14 protein-coding genes and 2 pseudogenes are annotated in these 16,777 nt (G+C 72.6%); 8 read left to right on the top strand and 8 right to left on the bottom strand.

Features of this window, described 5'->3' with window-relative positions; genetic code table 11:
- Positions 1-38: 38 nt before the first annotated feature.
- Complete coding sequence (locus tag ACFC1F_RS04905) at positions 39-632, top strand: TetR/AcrR family transcriptional regulator (RefSeq protein WP_376155709.1); 594 nt, start codon at positions 39-41, stop codon at positions 630-632.
- Positions 633-848: 216 nt separating this feature from the next.
- On the opposite strand, the gene ACFC1F_RS04900 is transcribed toward ACFC1F_RS04905, so the two are convergent.
- Positions 849-2,102, bottom strand: coding sequence for a threonine/serine exporter family protein (locus ACFC1F_RS04900; RefSeq protein WP_376155708.1), 1,254 nt, complete (start codon positions 2,100-2,102; stop codon positions 849-851).
- Positions 2,103-2,323: 221 nt separating this feature from the next.
- On the opposite strand from ACFC1F_RS04900, the pseudogene ACFC1F_RS04895 reads away from it, so the two are divergent.
- A pseudogene (locus ACFC1F_RS04895) lies at positions 2,324-2,452 on the top strand (family 1 glycosylhydrolase); the annotation flags it as partial.
- A gap of 365 nt (positions 2,453-2,817) precedes the next feature.
- Here the strand turns inward: ACFC1F_RS04895 and ACFC1F_RS04890 are convergent.
- Positions 2,818-3,813 carry a helix-turn-helix transcriptional regulator gene (locus ACFC1F_RS04890; RefSeq protein WP_376155706.1) on the bottom strand — a complete coding sequence of 332 codons (996 nt, stop codon included), beginning with the start codon at positions 3,811-3,813 and terminating at the stop codon, positions 2,818-2,820.
- Between the two features lie 137 nt (positions 3,814-3,950).
- On the opposite strand from ACFC1F_RS04890, the gene ACFC1F_RS04885 reads away from it, so the two are divergent.
- The 4 genes from ACFC1F_RS04885 (at position 3,951) to ACFC1F_RS04870 (ending at position 8,731) form a co-directional block, all read left to right on the top strand.
- Positions 3,951-4,373 (top strand): VOC family protein, encoded by a 423-nt coding sequence (locus ACFC1F_RS04885; RefSeq protein ID WP_376155705.1) that lies wholly within the window; start codon positions 3,951-3,953, stop codon positions 4,371-4,373.
- 109 nt (positions 4,374-4,482) lie between these two features.
- Positions 4,483-4,653, top strand: coding sequence for a hypothetical protein (locus ACFC1F_RS04880; RefSeq protein WP_376155703.1), 171 nt, complete (start codon positions 4,483-4,485; stop codon positions 4,651-4,653).
- A complete protein-coding gene (locus ACFC1F_RS04875; RefSeq protein ID WP_376155702.1) occupies positions 4,650-5,744 on the top strand; it encodes a winged helix DNA-binding domain-containing protein in 1,095 nt (364 codons plus the stop codon). Before ACFC1F_RS04880 ends, ACFC1F_RS04875 begins: the two co-directional genes overlap by 4 nt.
- A 473-nt stretch (positions 5,745-6,217) precedes the next feature.
- On the top strand, positions 6,218-8,731 hold the full coding sequence (locus tag ACFC1F_RS04870; RefSeq protein ID WP_376155700.1) for an FHA domain-containing protein: 2,514 nt from the start codon (positions 6,218-6,220) through the stop codon (positions 8,729-8,731).
- A 343-nt stretch (positions 8,732-9,074) separates the two neighbouring features.
- Here the strand turns inward: ACFC1F_RS04870 and ACFC1F_RS04865 are convergent, their stop codons facing one another.
- Entirely contained in the window at positions 9,075-11,330 is a 2,256-nt protein-coding gene (locus ACFC1F_RS04865) for an MMPL family transporter (protein WP_376155698.1), read from the bottom strand.
- A 141-nt stretch (positions 11,331-11,471) separates the two neighbouring features.
- Here ACFC1F_RS04865 and ACFC1F_RS04860 point away from each other — a divergent pair, with 141 nt between their 5' ends.
- Positions 11,472-12,143, top strand: a complete 672-nt coding sequence (locus ACFC1F_RS04860; RefSeq protein WP_376155696.1) for a TetR/AcrR family transcriptional regulator — start codon at positions 11,472-11,474, stop codon at positions 12,141-12,143.
- A 194-nt stretch (positions 12,144-12,337) separates the two neighbouring features.
- Positions 12,338-12,466 (top strand): annotated as a pseudogene (locus ACFC1F_RS04855) (family 1 glycosylhydrolase); the annotation flags it as partial.
- Between the two features lie 138 nt (positions 12,467-12,604).
- Here ACFC1F_RS04855 and ACFC1F_RS04850 read toward each other — a convergent pair.
- From ACFC1F_RS04850 to ACFC1F_RS04830, 5 genes are all read right to left on the bottom strand, one after another.
- The gene (locus ACFC1F_RS04850; protein ID WP_376155695.1) at positions 12,605-13,000 is read right to left on the bottom strand and encodes a nuclear transport factor 2 family protein; all 396 of its coding nucleotides are present in this window, start codon (positions 12,998-13,000) and stop codon (positions 12,605-12,607) included.
- A 169-nt stretch (positions 13,001-13,169) separates the two neighbouring features.
- Positions 13,170-13,466, bottom strand: coding sequence for a hypothetical protein (locus ACFC1F_RS04845; RefSeq protein WP_376155693.1), 297 nt, complete (start codon positions 13,464-13,466; stop codon positions 13,170-13,172).
- A gap of 113 nt (positions 13,467-13,579) precedes the next feature.
- Complete coding sequence (locus tag ACFC1F_RS04840; RefSeq protein WP_376155691.1) at positions 13,580-14,833, bottom strand: VWA domain-containing protein; 1,254 nt, start codon at positions 14,831-14,833, stop codon at positions 13,580-13,582.
- 5 nt (positions 14,834-14,838) lie between these two features.
- The gene (locus ACFC1F_RS04835) at positions 14,839-15,774 is read right to left on the bottom strand and encodes an AAA family ATPase (RefSeq protein WP_376155689.1); all 936 of its coding nucleotides are present in this window, start codon (positions 15,772-15,774) and stop codon (positions 14,839-14,841) included.
- On the bottom strand, positions 15,771-16,709 hold the full coding sequence (locus ACFC1F_RS04830) for an XdhC family protein (RefSeq protein ID WP_376155688.1): 939 nt from the start codon (positions 16,707-16,709) through the stop codon (positions 15,771-15,773). Before ACFC1F_RS04830 ends, ACFC1F_RS04835 begins: the two co-directional genes overlap by 4 nt.
- Between the last annotated feature and the right edge of the window lie 68 nt (positions 16,710-16,777).

The following is a 16,777-nucleotide window of genomic DNA, read 5'->3' as shown; positions in this document are numbered from 1 at the left end:
TTAAGCAAACGTCTGTGCTTAAGGCGTAGGATGGCGGGGTGACTCCGAAACAGCCCGCCGAACGCATGCGCAAGAGCCCCGAGCAGGTGCGGGCCGCCGTCCACCAGGCGGTCGTCGACCTGCTGGCCGACCCCCAGGGTGCCGAGCCCACCATCCCCGCCATCGCCCAGCGCGCCGGGGTCAACCACACCAGCATCTACCGGCGTTGGGGCAGCCGGGAGGCACTCCTGGCCGACGTGGTGACCACCCGGCTGGAGGCCACCTCACCGCTGGCCGACACCGGCACCCTGCGCGGCGACCTCCTCGCCTGGGTGCGGGCCGGGGTCGACAGCATCCGCACCCCCGAGGGCCGCCTGCTCATCCGTGCCGTCGCCCTCTCCATGCCCGGCAGTACCGACGCGCAGGCCGAACGCGCCCAGCACTTCCGGCGTCGCCTGCGGTCCATCGAGAGCATCTGCGAACGTGCCACCGCCCGAGGCGAGGAAGCGCCCACGCTGGAGCAGGTCCTCGACCACCTGCTCGCACCGCTCTACGTGCGGGCCATCTTCGGCATCGAACCGCCGGCCACCGGCTATCCGGAGATGCTGGTGGACCGACTCCTCGGCGACACCGGGGTGCGCCGGGCCGGTTGAGCCCGCCGGCGCGTCGAAGCGCGGCGGCGGGCGCAGATCCGATCGGGGGGTGTGGTTCACCGCTTGGCGGTTGCCCAGTCCGGGCGGAGGATGTCCACGCTGGTGCGGACCAGGCTCTGCCGGCCAGCGTCGTACGTGCTCGCGGCCTGACCGACACGCCAACGGTGTCCGCCAGAGCGGAGCAGGCCCAGGGGACCGCATCCGGCCGTGCGCGGGTCAGGTACGCGGCCGCGACAGGGCAGTCGTGGGCCGGGGGATCCGGCTGATCACCGAGCCGATCAGAGTGCCGACGCTGACCCCGAACAGGGCCCCCACCGCGGCGAGGAGGGCTTGCGCCCCGTTGCCGACCTCGATCTGCGCGGTGTTGAGCAGGCCGAACGAGCCGGGCACCACGACCCAGAACGCGGGGAGGTACAGCACCTGCCACCGGGGACCGCGCGGCAGCCAGTGCGCGGCGGTGGCCGCAGCCGCGGCGGTGACCGCGCCGGCGAGGCCGCCGAGTGCCGCGCCGCTGGTGACGGTCACCGGAACCTGGACCGCGGTCGTCACCGCGATCACCGCGACGATCCACGGGATCGCCGCCGGCGGGGCGTTGATGTTGATGACGAGCCCGGCCACGGCGAGCGCCAGCCCCAGGAAGATCACCCACCAGCTCGGCGTCGCCACCTGGGTGTTGGCCAGCGCGGAGGCGGGAACGCCGGTGGCAGCGGCAGCGGTCACCACGCCGGCGAGGAAGAGCGCCAGTTGCACGGAGCCGGACACCAGCCTGGCCGTCCCCGCACTGGCCGCACCTGCGGCGATCTCCGACAACCCGGTCACCAGCAGTGCGCCCGGGAGCAGGATCGCCAGGGTGGCGACGATCGTGCGCAGCGGCCCGTCCAGCAGCGAGGCCCGGGCGGCACCCAGCACGAGGACGGAGACGAGGAAACCGGCGGTGACCGGCAGCAGCGGCCGCAGCAGCGGCAGCCGGCGGGCCGTCATGGTCAGGCCCACCACGACCAGCGAGCCGATCGCGGCGGCGAGGACGTTCGCCGCCGCCGGTTGCAGGAAGAGGCAGAGCCCCACTCCGACCGGCAGCATTCCGAGGTCGGCGACCCAGGTGGGCCAGCGGGCCGGTGCCCGGCGGATCGCGTCCAGGTCGCGCAGCGCCCGGTGTCCGTCGAGAGCGCCCGCGCGCAGCCGGTGGACCAGGTCGAGGATGTCGGCCGTCTGCTCGAACCGCAGCGCGGGGCCGACGGGCTCGAGGACGGTCGGCTCGTCCGCGCCCAGTGTGACGAACAGGCCGGTGGTGAAGGCGGCGACCCGCACATCGGGCGCGCCCAGCGCGCGTCCGAGCCCGCGCAACTCCTCCTCCACGTCGTGGACGGGCAGGCCGCCGCTCAGCAGGGCCGAGCCCAGTTCGAGCAGGAGGCGGCGGCGCGGGTCGGCCGGGGCGTCGGGGCCGCGGTCCGGTGGAGACATGCTGAACATGGCGCGTATGGTCGCATACCGGGCGCTTTGCCCCGCATACGGGTGCCGGGTACACGTCCAGGCCCGGCGGCCGTGCTTGCTGTACGGATACCAGGGTCCGCACTGCCGAGCGAGGCGGCACTCCGGGAGTTCCTCGGCGCAAGGTGAGCCCGGACGGGCGCCGCGGTCGGTTCACGCGACCCGGGCGCGGTCGGCGGCTACGATGACAGCCTGCTCGACGGGCCGAGGGCTACCACCAACGCTTCGGCCTCGTCCACGTCGACTTCGCGGCGCAGGTGCGCACCCCGAAGGCGTCGTACGCCTGGTACCGCGACCTGATCGCCGCCCACCGGGCCTGCAGTCCAAGGTAGTTGGCCTCCAGCTACGGCAGGATGGATGGCCTCTTGGCAACGGCCAAGAGGCCATCCTGAGGCCATCCTGATGGAGTGGTCCGCCGCGGCTGCGCCCCGGCAACTGCCCGAAAGACAGGGTGTTCAACAAGTCCGCAGTCCATCGCCGGCGGTTCAAGTGTCGGTTGGTTGCGCGGGGACGGGCCGCCTTGTGGACTCCGGGGACGCTCACCACCGTGCGCTCACCTCGACGGGAATTCCGCGCCAAGCGACTCTCCCGGTGTGACGCGGTGTGGGTCGCGGTGCCCTGACGAAGCGACATCCACTGGAGCATTTCGTGCGAGGCCTGAGATGGGATGATCTTGAGGTCGTGAGGTTCCGGCCCCTCACCCGTCGGGTGTGTCCAGCCGGCCGGGCTCGGTGGTCGTGGCGTCGGCGTAGCGGCGGGCCAGTGTGGCGCAGGCTTGGCGGAGGGCCGGCGGGCCGATGACGCGCAGGTCAGCGTCGAAGCGGCCGAGGCCGGCGGCGAGGGCGGTCCAGGACCAGGATCCGGTGATGATGCGGCATCGTGTGGGGCCGAGCGGTTCCACGATGCCGTCGGCGATGTGGGGGATGACCTCCGCGGCGGGGAGGTCCAGGGTGACCTCGCCTTGGCAGGGCCAGGCGAGGTCGGTTCCGTCGGAGCCGCGGAATCGGCTGGTGATGAACGTGGAGATGTCGCCGCCCGGTACCCGGCGTGGGCTGAAGCGCGGGCCGGTCGGCGTGCGTGGGGTCATGCGGTCGGTGCGGAAGGTCCGCCAGTCGTCGCGGTCGAGGTCCCAGGCCAGCAGGTACCAGTGGCTGCGCCAGGCCACGAGGTGATGTGGCTCGACCCGCCGTCGCTGCGGTGCGGTCTCGGTCTGCGGGGTGTAGTCCAGGCGCAGTTCTTCGTGGCGCTGGATCGCGGTGCTCACGGTGGTGAGCAGATCCAGGGCCAGGGTTGGTGATGCCTCCGGCTCCGGTGGGCGGACAGTGGTGACGTGGAGTGCGTCGATGCGCTGCCGCAGGCGCGGGGGGAGAACGTTGCGGATCGTTGCGAGCGCGCGATCGGCGTCCTGCGCGATCGCCGGGTGAGCGGTGCTCTGCAGCGCGATGGCCAGAGCGATGACCTGCTCGTCGTCGAAGAGCAACGGTGGCAGCTGTGATCCCGGTCGCAGGCGGTATCCGCCGCCGGGTCCCTTGTCGGTGGCGACCGGGTAGCCCAGCGCACGAAGGCGGTCGACGTCGCGGCGCACGGTGCGCACAGTCACCTCCAGCCGCTCGGCCAGATCGTCACCGCCCCACTCCGGTCGTGCCTGGAGCAGGGAGAGCAGGGCAAGGAGCCGCGAGGACGTCTTCTGCATACCTCTCATCATGAAGCAAGTACAGGACACAACCTGTCCTGTACGGGTGGCATGCTGGATCGCAGATTCCAGATCGGGGCATTCCGCCCGATCTCTGCCATTCGCCCCATCCGGCGTACGCAACGTAGGAGCAGACCATGTCCGTCACCACCACCACGCATCTGAACTTCCGCGGCTCGGCCTGCGAGGCGCTGAACTTCTACCAGTCCGTCTTCGGCGGGCACACCGTCGTGGTGACCTACAAGGACGCCGGAAACGTCCAGGACGAGAGCGAGGCGGACTGGGTGATGTGGGGCCAGGTCGTCGCCGACAACGGCTTCCACGTCATGGCCTACGACGTGCCCTCGGCGATGCCGTACGAGCAGGGCGCCAACCCGTTCTTCGTGTCCGTGCGCGGCGAGGACGCCAAGGAGATCAGCGACCTGTGGCACCGTCTGGCCGACGGCTCGAACGTGCTGCGCCCGCTGGAGCCCGCAGCGTGGGCTCCGCTCTACGGCATGCTGACCGACCGTTTCGGCGTGACCTGGGTCCTCGACGTCACAGCCCCCTACAACGGCTGACCCGCCCCGGGAGCGGGCGCCCCGCAACGGCTGCCCGCCCCCGCCCCCGCACATTCTCGGCATCGGCGCGTCGACGGCAGTCGGCACACAGGGGAAGCAGATCTTGACAATGCACAGGCGACAGCTCGGCCGGACCGGCATCGAAGGCAGCGCCTGCTGCCCGGGCGCCACGATGTTCGGCCCGAACGGAAACCCGCATCACGACGCATGCGCCCGCATCGTGCACCGGTTCCCGGCCGGCCGCATCAACGGCATCAACCTCGTCGACCCGACACCATGAACGTCCTGACCCAGCGTGACCTCAACCGGGCCACCCTCGCCCGCCAGTACCTCCTCGAGCGTGAGGACTGCACTCCCCTCGATGCCGTCTCCCACCTGGCCGGACTGCAGGCTCAGGCCCCTCAGGAACCATTCACCGGCCTGTGGTCCCGCATCAGCGCGTTCGCACCCGTCGACCTGGACGACCTGGTCACCGGCCGCCGGGTCGTGCGCACCCATCTCATGCGCCGCACCGTCCACCTCGTCACCGCCGACGACGCGGTTGCCTGGCGCGCTCGCCACGACGCCATGCTGCGCCAACGGGTCCTGTCCACCTACCGCAGCGAACTCGCCGGCATCGACCTGGACGAGCTGGGAGCAGCGGGCCGGGCTGTGACCGCCGCCGGGCAACCACTCACCATGGCCGAACTCGTCGACGCCCTCCGCGACCGCTGGCCCACCCCGCCCCGCCGGGTGCTGGGCGAACTCCTCGTCGCCGCGCTCATCCCCATGGCCCAACTGCCCCCCAGAGGACTGTGGAAGAGCACCGCAGGCGTCCGCAACCTCCCCCTGGCCACCTGGCTGCACCAGCCCATCGCCCCTGTGTCCACGGATCCGGACGATCCGGTCGGACAGCAACTCGTCCTGCGTTACCTCGCCGCCTACGGCCCCGCCACCACCGCAGACATCCGCGCCTGGAGCGGCCTGGCCGGACTGCCCGCCGCCGTCAAAGCCCTCCGCGACAACCTCATCACCTTCCGCGACGAAAGCGGCCGCCAGTTCCTCGACCTGCCCGACGCACCCCGCCCGCACCCCGACACCCCCGCACCGGTCCGCTTCCTGCCCGCCTTCGACAACGCGATCCTCGGCTACCAGAACCGCAGTCGCATCATCGACGATCCGCACCTCGGCCTCTCCGTCGCCGGACAGCGCGCCGTCCTCATCGACGGCCGCGTCGCCGCCACCTGGATCACCAGCGACCGCCGCCTCACCATCAGCCCCCTGCGCAACCTCACCCGGTCCGAAGGACGAGACCTGAAGGAGGAGGGCCACGCGCTGGCCACCTTCCTGGACCAGGGCATCGACACGATCCATATCGCCGACTCCACCTGACCCCACGGGGCTCACGAGGGCCGGCCCGAGCGGGCGGAGGGCCGGTCCCCGGCGGCCCGTTCCGGATGCCAGGACGACGTTCACCGTGGTCGGCCTCGTCCTGCTCGCTGTGCCCTGCCGCACGCCGTGGAGAGGCCGGATGACCCGCAACGACACGTCCGAGTCCCGGTGGACACCCCGACCCACGCCGTCGACACCCCCGGCGAACCGCACTGGTTCATCCGGGCGACGACGGGAGTACCCCGGTGCGGCCGCCGACCGGCAACGTCCGCCCGGCCGGCGCGACGACCCGGTGCCCCTCGGCCCGGAGCGCACGGCTGATCCCGGCCTGGAGGTGCCGTGCCCGGACGGCCGGCCCGTGCGGGACCCGCGACGGTGGTGCCGGCCCGACCGGGGCGGTGCCTGCTCGGCGCCCGACGGGCCCCTCGACCAGCGGACGCCCTCCGCGGGCCGGAGGGGCTATGGTCGGATACATGGGAGAGCGACAGGTCGCACCCATTGCGCCGGACCTGGTACTGACGACTGCGGGCGACTCGCGGGTCCTCACCCCGAGCCGCTCGTACCACGTCGGCCGCGACCCGGTCAGCGAGATCCCGCTCAGTGACCCCCGGGTGTCATGGCACCACGCGGTGCTGCACCTCGGCGACGGACACTGGATGCTGGACGATCTGGACAGCGACAACGGCACCTGGTCCGGGGGCCGCCGGATCTCGCGCCTCGACCTCGGTGACCTCGGCACCGACAGTGTCATCCGGTTCGGCAGCCCCGGCGACGGCCCGGAGGTGGAGCTCACCGTGGCACCCCCGCAGCAGTCCGCCGTTCCGCGTCCCACTGCGCTGACTGCGATCACCGGCTCGTACCGGCCGCCCACCAGCATCCATCCGCTGATCGCCCGCACCCTGCGGATCGGCCGCGCACCCGACAACGACCTGGTCCTGGCCGACCTCGAGGTGTCCCGCCACCACGCCGAACTGCACACCACCGCCGACGGCCGGTACGCGATCACCGATCTGCACAGCCACAACGGCACCTACCTCAACGGTCAACCGGTGGTGGAGGCCGTGATCGGCCCGGGAGACCTGCTGGGCATCGGCCACTCGGAGTTCTGCCTGGTCGACGGCGAACTCCAGGAGTTCGTCGACACCGGCGACATCACCCTCGACGTGGCCGACCTGGTGGTCACGGTCGGCGACGACCGGCTGCTCGACGGGATCAGCTTCCCGGTCGGCCAGGACTGCCTGCTGGCGGTCACCGGTCCGAGCGGCTCGGGCAAGTCGACCCTGCTGAACGCGCTCACCGGGCTGCGGCCCGCCGACGGTGGCACGGTGCGTTACGACGGTCGCGACCTCTACCGCGACTACGCCGAACTGCGCCACCGGATCGGCCTGGTGCCGCAGGACGACATCCTGCACACCCAGCTGACCGTCCGGCGCGCGCTCGGCTACGCCGCCGAACTGCGCTTCCCCGGCGACACCGGGGCGGCCGAGCGGAACGCCCGGGTCGACGAGGTGATCGCCGAGCTGGGCCTGGAGAAGCGGGCCGACCTGGTGGTCGCCAGCCTCTCCGGCGGCCAGCGCAAGCGGGTCAGTGTGGCACTGGAACTGCTCACCAAGCCGTCGCTGCTCTTCCTCGACGAGCCGACCTCCGGCCTGGACCCGGGGATGGACCGCTCGGTGATGCAGATGCTCCGGGACCTGGCGGACGACGGTCGCACCGTCGTCGTGGTGACGCACAGCGTGCTGAGCCTCGATCTCTGTGACCGTCTGCTGATGCTCGCCCCGGGCGGTCGCACCGCGTACTACGGACCGCCCGGCGACGCTCTGGAGTACTTCGGGTGCTCGCAGTGGCCGCAAGCGTTCGAGAACTTCGAGACCCAGGAGGACCGCGACTGGATGGGCGAGTACCGGGCTTCGCCCGCGTACCGCCGGTACATCGACCCCATGGAACGGCCCCGAGCCCCGGTCGCGCCGTCGGGGCCGGGCGAGTCGGACGTGGTGCCGCCGTCGGCGCCGGGTGAGTCGGACGTGGTGCCGCCGTCGGGGCCGGCCGAGCGGAGTGGTGTGCCCTCTGCGCCGTCCGGGCAGCGCAGCCCGAGGTCCCCGCTGCCCGCGCGACGCCGTGCCCGGCCCGTACCGGCCAAGCCGCCCCCTCAGCCGCAGCGCTGGGACCGCCAGTTGGGCACCCTGGTGCGCCGCTACACCGCCGCACTGGCCGCCGACCGCACCTTCGTGGTGATCATGATCGCGCTGCCGTTCGTGATGGGCGTGTTGGCCCGGGCGTTGGCCGGCGGCAAGCTCACCGACAGCAGTGTGTTCAGTGCGCTGTTGATCCTCTGTGTCGGCGGGGTGCTCACCGGTGCCGCCAACGCGGTCCGCGAGCTGGTGAAGGAGCGGGTGATCTACCGGCGGGAGCGCGCCGTCGGGCTCTCCCGATCGGCGTACCTCTGCTCGAAGGTGGTGGTGCTCGGCACGGTCACGGTGGTGCAGGCCGTGGTGCTGACCATGGTCGCGTTGGCGGGAGTGCGGCTCAGACCCGAGGGTGGCAGCGGGGTCTTCCTGCCGCCGCTCGCCGAGATCGTCATCGTGATGGCGCTGCTCGCCGTCGCCGGAATGATGCTGGGACTGCTGGTTTCGGCGCTGGTCGGCAAGGAAGAGGCCACCATGCCGCTGCTGGTGCTGCTGGCCATCGTGCAGGTCGTCTTCACCGGCACCCAGCTGCGCCTGTACGGGGTGCCGGGACTCGAACAGCTCTCCTGGCTGGTGCCGTCCCGCTGGGCGATGGCGGCGATGGCCGCCACCGTCGATCTGCACGCCATCTCGCCCGGCAGCGACCTGGCGGCCGATCCGCTGTTCCGGCACAGCGCGGGGACCTGGCTGCTGAGCACCGGAATGCTGCTGGTGCTCAGCCTGGCCTACGGCCTGGTCGTCTACTGGCTCCTGCGGCGGACCGAGCCGGCGGTCATGCGCCGGGCCCGGAAGGCCGGCTGACCGACCGGCTCGTCAGCCGGACCGATCCGGGCACTGCGTCGTCGGCGACGCCGTGACCTGCCTGGCACGCGTTCCGTCGGCGCGGGTCGGCGTCGCCGGGTCGTCGTCCGGGTCGGGGCTGCCGGTCGTCGCGGGCCCGGGCCCGGCTGAGCGCCGGCTGCGCGTCGCCGCGGAACGGAGCCGTGCCTCGCGGTCGATTTCGCCCTCCCGGACCAGCCAGAGCGCCAGGGCCGCGCCGGCAAGGCCGACCACTGTGCCGAGCAAGGACGCTGGTGCCGTTCGCCGCCTTCCGTCGTGACCAGCGGACCGGGCGTCGTGAGGCGCCCGCGGTCCGCTGCTGCCACTAGCCGACCACCGCCGGGGAGCGGGGCGCCTCGGGGGCGGGCTCCGGCTGGTAGAGCTCGGTGTGTCCTTCGACGTGGAGGTGGGGCAGGCGGCGGTCCAGCCAGGCCGGCAGCCACCAGTTGCCGCGGCCGAGCAGGTGCATCACGGCCGGTACCAGCAGCAGTCGGACCAGCGTGGCGTCGATCAGGATGGCCGACCCCATGCCGACGCCGATGACCTTGATCGGCAGGTCGGGCGCCGGGACGAAGGCCGCGAACACGGCGACCATGATGGCCGCCGCCGCGGTGATCACCCGCGCGGTGCCCGCCAGTCCGCTGACGATGGACTCCGCGTTGTCGTCGGTGCGAAGCCAGGCCTCACGCATCCGACTCACCAGGAAGACCTCGTAGTCCATCGAGAGCCCGAACAGGACGGCGAAGGTCAGCACCGGCACGAAGGCCGGCAGCGGGGTGGGGCTGTCGATGCCGATCAACCGGCCGGCGGTGCCGCCTTCGAGGACGAGGGCGACCACGCCGTACGCGGCGCCGACGGAGAGCAGGTTCATCACAGCGGCCTTGAGGGCGACGACGAGGCTGCGGAAGGCCACCAGGAGCAGGAGCATCGACACCGTGACCACGCCGCCGACCAGCAGCGGGATGCGGCGGGCGATGTTGTCGGTGCTGTCGATCGCGCTGGCGGTCGCCCCGCCGACGTGCACCCGGACGCCGGGGCCGACCGCGGCCGGGATGACGTGATCGCGGAGGTCGCGGACCAGGGTCTTGGTGGCGCTGGACTGCGGACCGCTGTCCGGGAAGACGGTGAGCAGCAGCGAGCGGCCGTCGGAGCCGGGCACCGGAGGGGTCACGGCCGTGACGCCGGGCACCGCCTTCAGCGCGGTGGGCAGCGGGGCCGTCGCCTCGGCGGGGGTGCCCGGCGCCAACTCGGCGACCAGGACCAGCGGTCCGTTGCTTCCCGGTCCGAAGCCGGCGGCCACCGCGTCGTACGCCAGCCGGTTCGAGCGCCCGGCGGGGTCGTTGCCCGCGTCGGGGAAGCCGAAGCGCACACCCAGGAACGGCGCCGCGAGCGCCAGCAGGACGACGACCCCGGTGACGGCACCGAGGATGCGGTGACGCTCGACGAGCCTGCTCCAGCGCAGCCAGCCGGCGCCCACCGAGCTCTCGCCCCGGGCGGCGCGGCGTTGGGGCAGGGGCAGCCGGAGGCGCTCGACGTGCCGGCCGAGGTAGCCGAGCAGGGCGGGGAAGAGCGTGGCGGACGCGGCGATCACGACGAACACGGAGAGGATCGCCGAGACCGCGGCGCCGCGCATGAACGACAGGCCCATCGCGAACAGCCCGAGCATGCTGACCACCACGGTCATTCCGGCGACCACGACCGCGCGGCCCGCGGTGTCCAGCGCGGCGACCGTGGCGGCCTCGGGTTCGAGCCCCTCGGCGCGCCACTCGCGGAACCGGGTGACCAGCAGCAGCGCGTAGTCGATGCCGACGCCGATGCCCAGCATCGCGGCGAGCGAGGTCGACCAGTCCGGGACCGGCATGATCGCGGCGAGGACCGGCAGCAGGGCGCTGCTGACCGCGAGCCCGCCGAGCGCGGTGAGCAGCGGCAGGCCGGCGGCCACGACCGAGCCGAAGGTGATCACCAGGATCAGGGCGGCGGCCGCGATGCCGATGCCCTCCGAGCCGATCGCGCCCTGCTCGGCCTGCTGGACCGTCATGCCGCCGAGGTGGACTCGTAGGCCGCCGTCGGCGGGGCGGGTGAGGTCGAGCAGCCGCTGGGTGTCGGCCTTGGGCATGTCGGGGGCGACGGCGACGTCCAGGTGGATCTGCCCGAGGGCGGTGCGGCCGTCGGCCGACACCTTGCCGCGCGGGCCGTACGGGTCGTCGATGCCGCTGACGTGCGGCACCTCGGCCATCCGGGCGAGCAGGTCCTTGACCCGGTCGCGGGTGGCGGCGTCGGTCACGCTGCCGTCCGAGGTCAGCACCAGGCTGATCGATTCGCCGCCCAGCCCGGGGAAGTCCCGTGCCAGCAGCTGCTGGGCCTGCTTGGAGTCCGAGCCGGGCGCGGTGTAGTCGGCGCTGTACTTGGCGCCGAGGCCGGCCGAGAGGCCGAAGGCCGCGCCGGCGGCGAGCAGCCAGAGCAGCACCGTGCGGCCCCGGTTCCGGAAGCTCCAACCGGCTATTCGGCCGAGCGGGCCGGGCCTGTGTGACCCGCTCTCCCCGGCGGCTGTCCGCCGATCCCCGCGCAGTCCCTGGGGCATGTGGTCCTCCGTGCGTCGTCAGGGGCTCCGCCCCCAGGCAAAGCGTTACGCTTCATAACGCGCCTTACGAGGCGTAACGTTTCCCTCGACGGGTACGGATTGTCAACGCGGTGACTGGCGCGGCGAGCGGATGGAGATGCGATGACGGGTGGGTCGACCGACGGGAGCGGGGTGCGGAGCCGCCGTGAGCGGCTTCGCGCCGACACGGTGGAGGAGATCAAGCGCGCGGCGCTGAGCCTGATCGTCGAGCGCGGCGCCGCGAACCTCCGCTTCACCGACATCGCCCGCAGCATGGGGATGACCCCGCCCGCGCTGTACCGCTACTTCGCCGACCGGGACGAGCTGCTCACCGCCCTGGTCGCCGACTCGTACGACAGCCTGTCGGACGCGCTGACGGCGACCCGCGAGACCGTGCCGCCGGACGACCTGGACGGACGCTTCGTGGCCACCTGCATCGGCTACCGCACCTGGGCGCAGCGGAATCCGGAGCGCTTCGCCCTCATCTTCGGCGCCCCCGTACCCGGGTACGCGGCCCCACCGGACGGACCGACCGTGGTGGCCGGCCGGCGGGCGATGGAGCACATGGTCGAACTCGTCGCCGACACGGCCGAACGCGGCCGGCTCGGCAGCCCGCTGGTGCCGGACGCGGCGGAAGCCCTGATGCTGGCCTGGGCCACCGTGCACGGCTTCGTCACCCTTGAGGCGCACGGCCACTTCCACACGCTCGACCAGCACGCGCGGGACCGCCTCTTCGCAGTCCAGGCGGGCGTCGCCGCGCGCACCGCAGGCCTGTCGCCGGCCACGGACCGGTAGTGCTCAGGGCCCGCACGGCGGTCGGCCACGGCACGGGTGGCGAGGACGGCGCCGTCCTCGACGTTGTTCCTTGAGGAGGGCGGGCCGCCCGCCCCGAGGAGCCACGAACCTCTGTTGTCCTCAGCTGGTCTGGTGAGCAAGAGGATCGAAGAGGGAGAACGGGCTTCCGGGTGGAATGACACCCTGTTCGACGCGCCGAGGGCTACCACCAACGCTTCGGCCTCGTCCACGTCGACTTCGAGACGCAGGTGCGCACCCCCAAGGCGTCGTACGCCTGGTACCGCGACCTGATCGCCGCTCACCGGGCACGGAGCGCGAGGTAGAGCGTGGGTCGTTTACGGGCGAGACAGTAGACGGGGAGTCCGGCCGCACCGAACGGCCGTGGGACCGGATCCGGGAGGTCGAGCGGCGGTGGCGGGACTTCAGGCGCGACGGGGCATTCTCGTCTGCGCGCCGGCGGCTCAGTCCTGGGTGAGGGCGTCGTCGGTGGGCCAGGTGCCGTCGGCGGGCATCTCGAGGCTTTCTGCCAGCGTCTCCCGCCAAGGGGGTGGGGTGAACGGCTCGCCCCAGTAGTCGGTCACCCGGACCGCTCTTCCGGCTTCGAGCTCGGCGATGGAGACGTTCCGGTACACCCGGCCGTCGCCGTAGTCGGTGCTCCACTCGACGACGACGGTGTCGCCGCAGGTGTGCCGCCTCCCCACCCCGAGCCTCAGCCCGACGAAGTGGGACTCCACCTCGGCGATCCGTGACCTCCCCCTGATGAGTTCGCCGCTCTGCGGCCACTGCCGTACCGCGTCCTCCGAAAGCTGAACGCCGAGGATGCGCTCAAGGCGGGTCGAGTGCGTCGGTTCTCCCATGGAGCGCACAGTAGAACCGATCGCCCCGCCGTCCCCGGAGGCTCGCCCTGCCCGGGACCGGGAGTCAGGAGCGCAGGTGCCAGGGCGGTCCCCGACCCCGACGGGCAGGTTCCTCCTCCTCCGCCCAGCGGAGGCACACGCGGTCGCAGCTCTGCGCGGATCCGGAGGGCTATCGGGTCACCACGACGTGAACCGGGTAGATCCTCGGCTGCGGGTTCTGAACCCCCAGTTCGTTCAGAATCGGAACGATGACCGCGCCGAACTCCCGGAACGCCTCCTCCGACTCCCACACGTCCACGACGAGCCACCCGTCCGCGGTGGGCGCGGCGGTGTGCGAGACGAGCCCCGGCACCGGCCAGTCATCCGGGCTCCTGACCGGTCCCGGACGGCCTGCAACCATCTCCGCGCTCTTGTCGTACTGAGCCTCGGTCATCCCCGACAGCTCGAAAACCGCCATGATCGCCATGCCGCACTCCCTGGACACCGGTCGAACTCCGACAGGCCGAGTCGACCACCCCGGCAGCCCGCCCGCACACCGATCGAAGCGAACGGGTGTGTCCGGGGGCGTATCGCGAGTGCCTACCGGGTTCTCCCGGTTCGCTCTGCCGCTGATGGCTCGCGGTCGGCGATGGCGTCGAAGACGTCCGCCATCGCCGCGAGGCTGTGCCCGCTCACGAAGGCGTCGCAGTGCGGGAGCGCTGCCGCGATCCCGGCGGCGAGCGGGGCGTAACCGGGCGCGGCCTTACGGGGGTTGACCCAGACGACGCGATGGGCGAGTCGGCTGAGCCGGGCCGTCTCCCGGCCGACGGCTGACGGGTCCTCGCCCTCCCAGCCGTCGGAGAAGATCACCACCACTGCCCCCCGGGCCATGCCGCGCCGTCCGAAGCGGTCGTTGAACTCCGCGAGGGCCCGCCCGATCAGCGTGCCGCCGGACCAGTCGGGGGCGGCCCGGCTCGCCCGGCGCAGCGCGGCATCCGGAGCCGTGTGCCGCAGTACCGGCGTCAGACGGGTCAGCCGGGTGGCGAAGACGAAGATCTCTGCGGTCACCCCGGACCCCGCCCGTGCGCACAGCCGGGAGAAGAACCGCACGTAGACGCGGGTGTACGGCTCCATGGAGCCGGAGACGTCGCACAGCAGCACCAGCGGTCGGCGGCGCAGCCGGCCGTGCGACCGTGCCAGCCGGACGGTCTCCCCACCGGTTCGCAGGCTGTGCCGCAGGCTCCGGCGGAGGTCGATGTGGCGCCCCTGCGGGTCGGCCTCCCGGCGGCGGGTGCGGCGCAGCGGGAGGCTGATCGCGAGGTTGTCCAACAGGCGGTCCAGCTGGGCCAGTTCGCCCGGTCCGAAGGTGCCGAAGTCCTGCTGCGCGAGTGCTTCGGCGGTGCTGCCGACCAACCGCTCCGCGCCGGTGCGGGTCGCCCGCTCGCGCGCTTCGTCGGCGGCGTCCCGGTGGAGCGCTCCACTCGGCAGGGGTACGGCCGCGGGGCGGGGCGGTGTCGGGAAGGCGGCCGGGGATGCGCCGGGTCCGGGTTCGAGGCCCGGGAGCGGCGGATCGTCGGGGGATCCCCTGTTGTCGGCGGGGTCCGCCCGCCCGCCGAAGAGCGCGGCGAAGACGCGGTTGAACGGCTCGATCTGTTCGTGGGCCGTGACGAAGGCCAGCCGGGCCGCCCAGTACAGCGTCGGCCGGTCCACGGGCGGTAGCAGGTGCAGTACGTCCAGGAAGCGGCCCGATCGCTCGGGCGTGACCGGGACACCCGCCCGGTGCAGCGCGGCGCCGAAGCGGGCGGCGAAGGCGGGCCGGTCGAAGGGCGGGAGCCCGGCGGGCGGTGCGGCCACGGGGATCAGTTCTCGGGTCTGCCGACCAGCCAGGCGAGCCCGCGGTCGCGTACCAGGTCGATGTCCTCCCGGTACTTGAGGAGGACCCCGAGGGTCCGGTCGGCGGCGGCGTCGTCGAGCCGCTCCACGCCGAGCAGGGTCAGCGCGCCGACCCAGTCGATACTCTCGGCGATGCCGGGCGGCTTCTGGACCTCCAGGGTCCGCATCCGGTGGACCGACGCTGCCACGTCGGCCGCGAGCGAGGGCGTGGTCCCGGGGACGCGGCGGCGCACGATCTCGACGACCCGTTCGGTGTCGGGGTAGTCGATCCAGTGGTAGAGGCAACGCCTTTTGAGGGCGTCGTGCAGGTCGCGGGTGCGATTGGAGGTGAGGACGACGACCGGTGTGACGGTGGCACGCACGGTGCCCAGTTCCGGGATGGTGACACTGGCCTCGGCCAGCACCTCCAGGAGGAAGGCCTCGAAGTCGTCGTCGGCGCGGTCGATCTCGTCGATCAGCAGCACCGCGGGCAGGGGGCCCGGGTGGGTCAGCGCGGCGAGTACCGGGCGGCGCAGCAGGAAGGCGTCGGTGAAGAGGTCGGCCTCGTCCAGTGCCACGCCCTGGCTCTCGGCGAGCCGGATGCTCAGCAGCTGGCGCGGATAGTTCCACTCGTACAGCGCCTCGGCGGCGTCGAGTCCGTCGTAGCACTGCAGCCGGATCAGCGGGCTGCCGAGGACGCCGGCCAGGGCACGGGCGGCCTCGGTCTTGCCGACGCCGGGTTCGCCCTCCAGCAGCAACGGCTGGGGCAGGCGCAACGCGAGGTAGAGCGCGGTGGTCAGGCCCGGGTCGGCGAGGTAGCCGAGGGAGTCCAGCGAGGCGTGCAGGGTCGGCGGGTCCGGTACGGCCCGCGCGACCGCCGCCCGGGCCGACTCGGTCGTCGCGGGTGTGGCGGCCCCGGTCACAGCGCCTCCGCGGGCTGGGCGGTCTCGGCCTCGAAGCGGTCGCGGCAGCCGGTCGAGCAGAACCAGTGGCGGTGACCGCGGGCGTCCGAGTACGGGGTGTCGGCGACGACGGCGACGGTCATGCCGCAGACCGGGTCGAGCGCGGTCCGCGGTTCGGCGGACGGCGGAGCCGGTTCGGCGGTCGTCTCCTCGGTGTGTACCGACAGGGCGTGCCGTGAGGCCACCAGCTCGGCCAGGATCGACACGGCGATCTCGCCGGGCGTGCGGGCGCCGATCCACAGCCCGGCCGGCGTGTGGATCCGGTCCCGTTGCTCTGCGCTGAGGTCGAGGCCGCCGAGCACGGTGGCGCCGCGACGGCGGCTCGCGACCAGCGCGACGTACGGCACGTCGGCCCGCGCGGCACGGGTCAGCAGCCCCTCCTCCTGTCGTCCGTGGGAGGCGATCACCACGGCCGCCACGTCGGCGAGTTCCTCCGCGGTGACCTCCTCGGCGGCGGTCCGGATGTCGTACTCGAGACCGGCGCCGAGTGCGACCAGGCTCCGGCCGATGGGGGTGTCGCCGAGCACGAGCACCACCGGATCGGGACGCAGCGGCTCCAGGAAAATCTCCAACTCGCCTCCGGACAGGCACGGGTTGGCGACCAGGAGGGTGCCCGCCTCGCCTTCCTCCTGCGGCTGCGCGGGAGCGCCGGGCGAGATCCGCAGCAGCAGTGACTCGCCGGTGCGCAGCAGCCGCAGCGCCTGCACGCGGACGGTCGCCTCGGCGCAGACCCCGCCGACGAAACCCTCGATCCGGCCGTCCTCCAGGACCAGCGCGGTGTCTCCCGGCTGCGCGCTGGTCGGGTGCAGCGCACGCACCACGGTGGCCTTGACGAACGGCACCCGACTGCGGGTCAGCTCGGCCATCCGCTGCTCGACCGCCAGGCCGGCACTCATGCGGCCGCCTCGCTGAACCCGGCAGGTGCTTCGCGCGCAGACGCCTTCTGATCGCCGGCCCCGCTCCG

It is taken from the genome of Kitasatospora sp. NPDC056181 (assembly GCF_042266225.1).
In the GTDB taxonomy this organism is placed as follows: Bacteria; Actinomycetota; Actinomycetes; order Streptomycetales; family Streptomycetaceae; genus Kitasatospora.
This window is presented reverse-complemented; position numbering and strand designations above follow the sequence as displayed.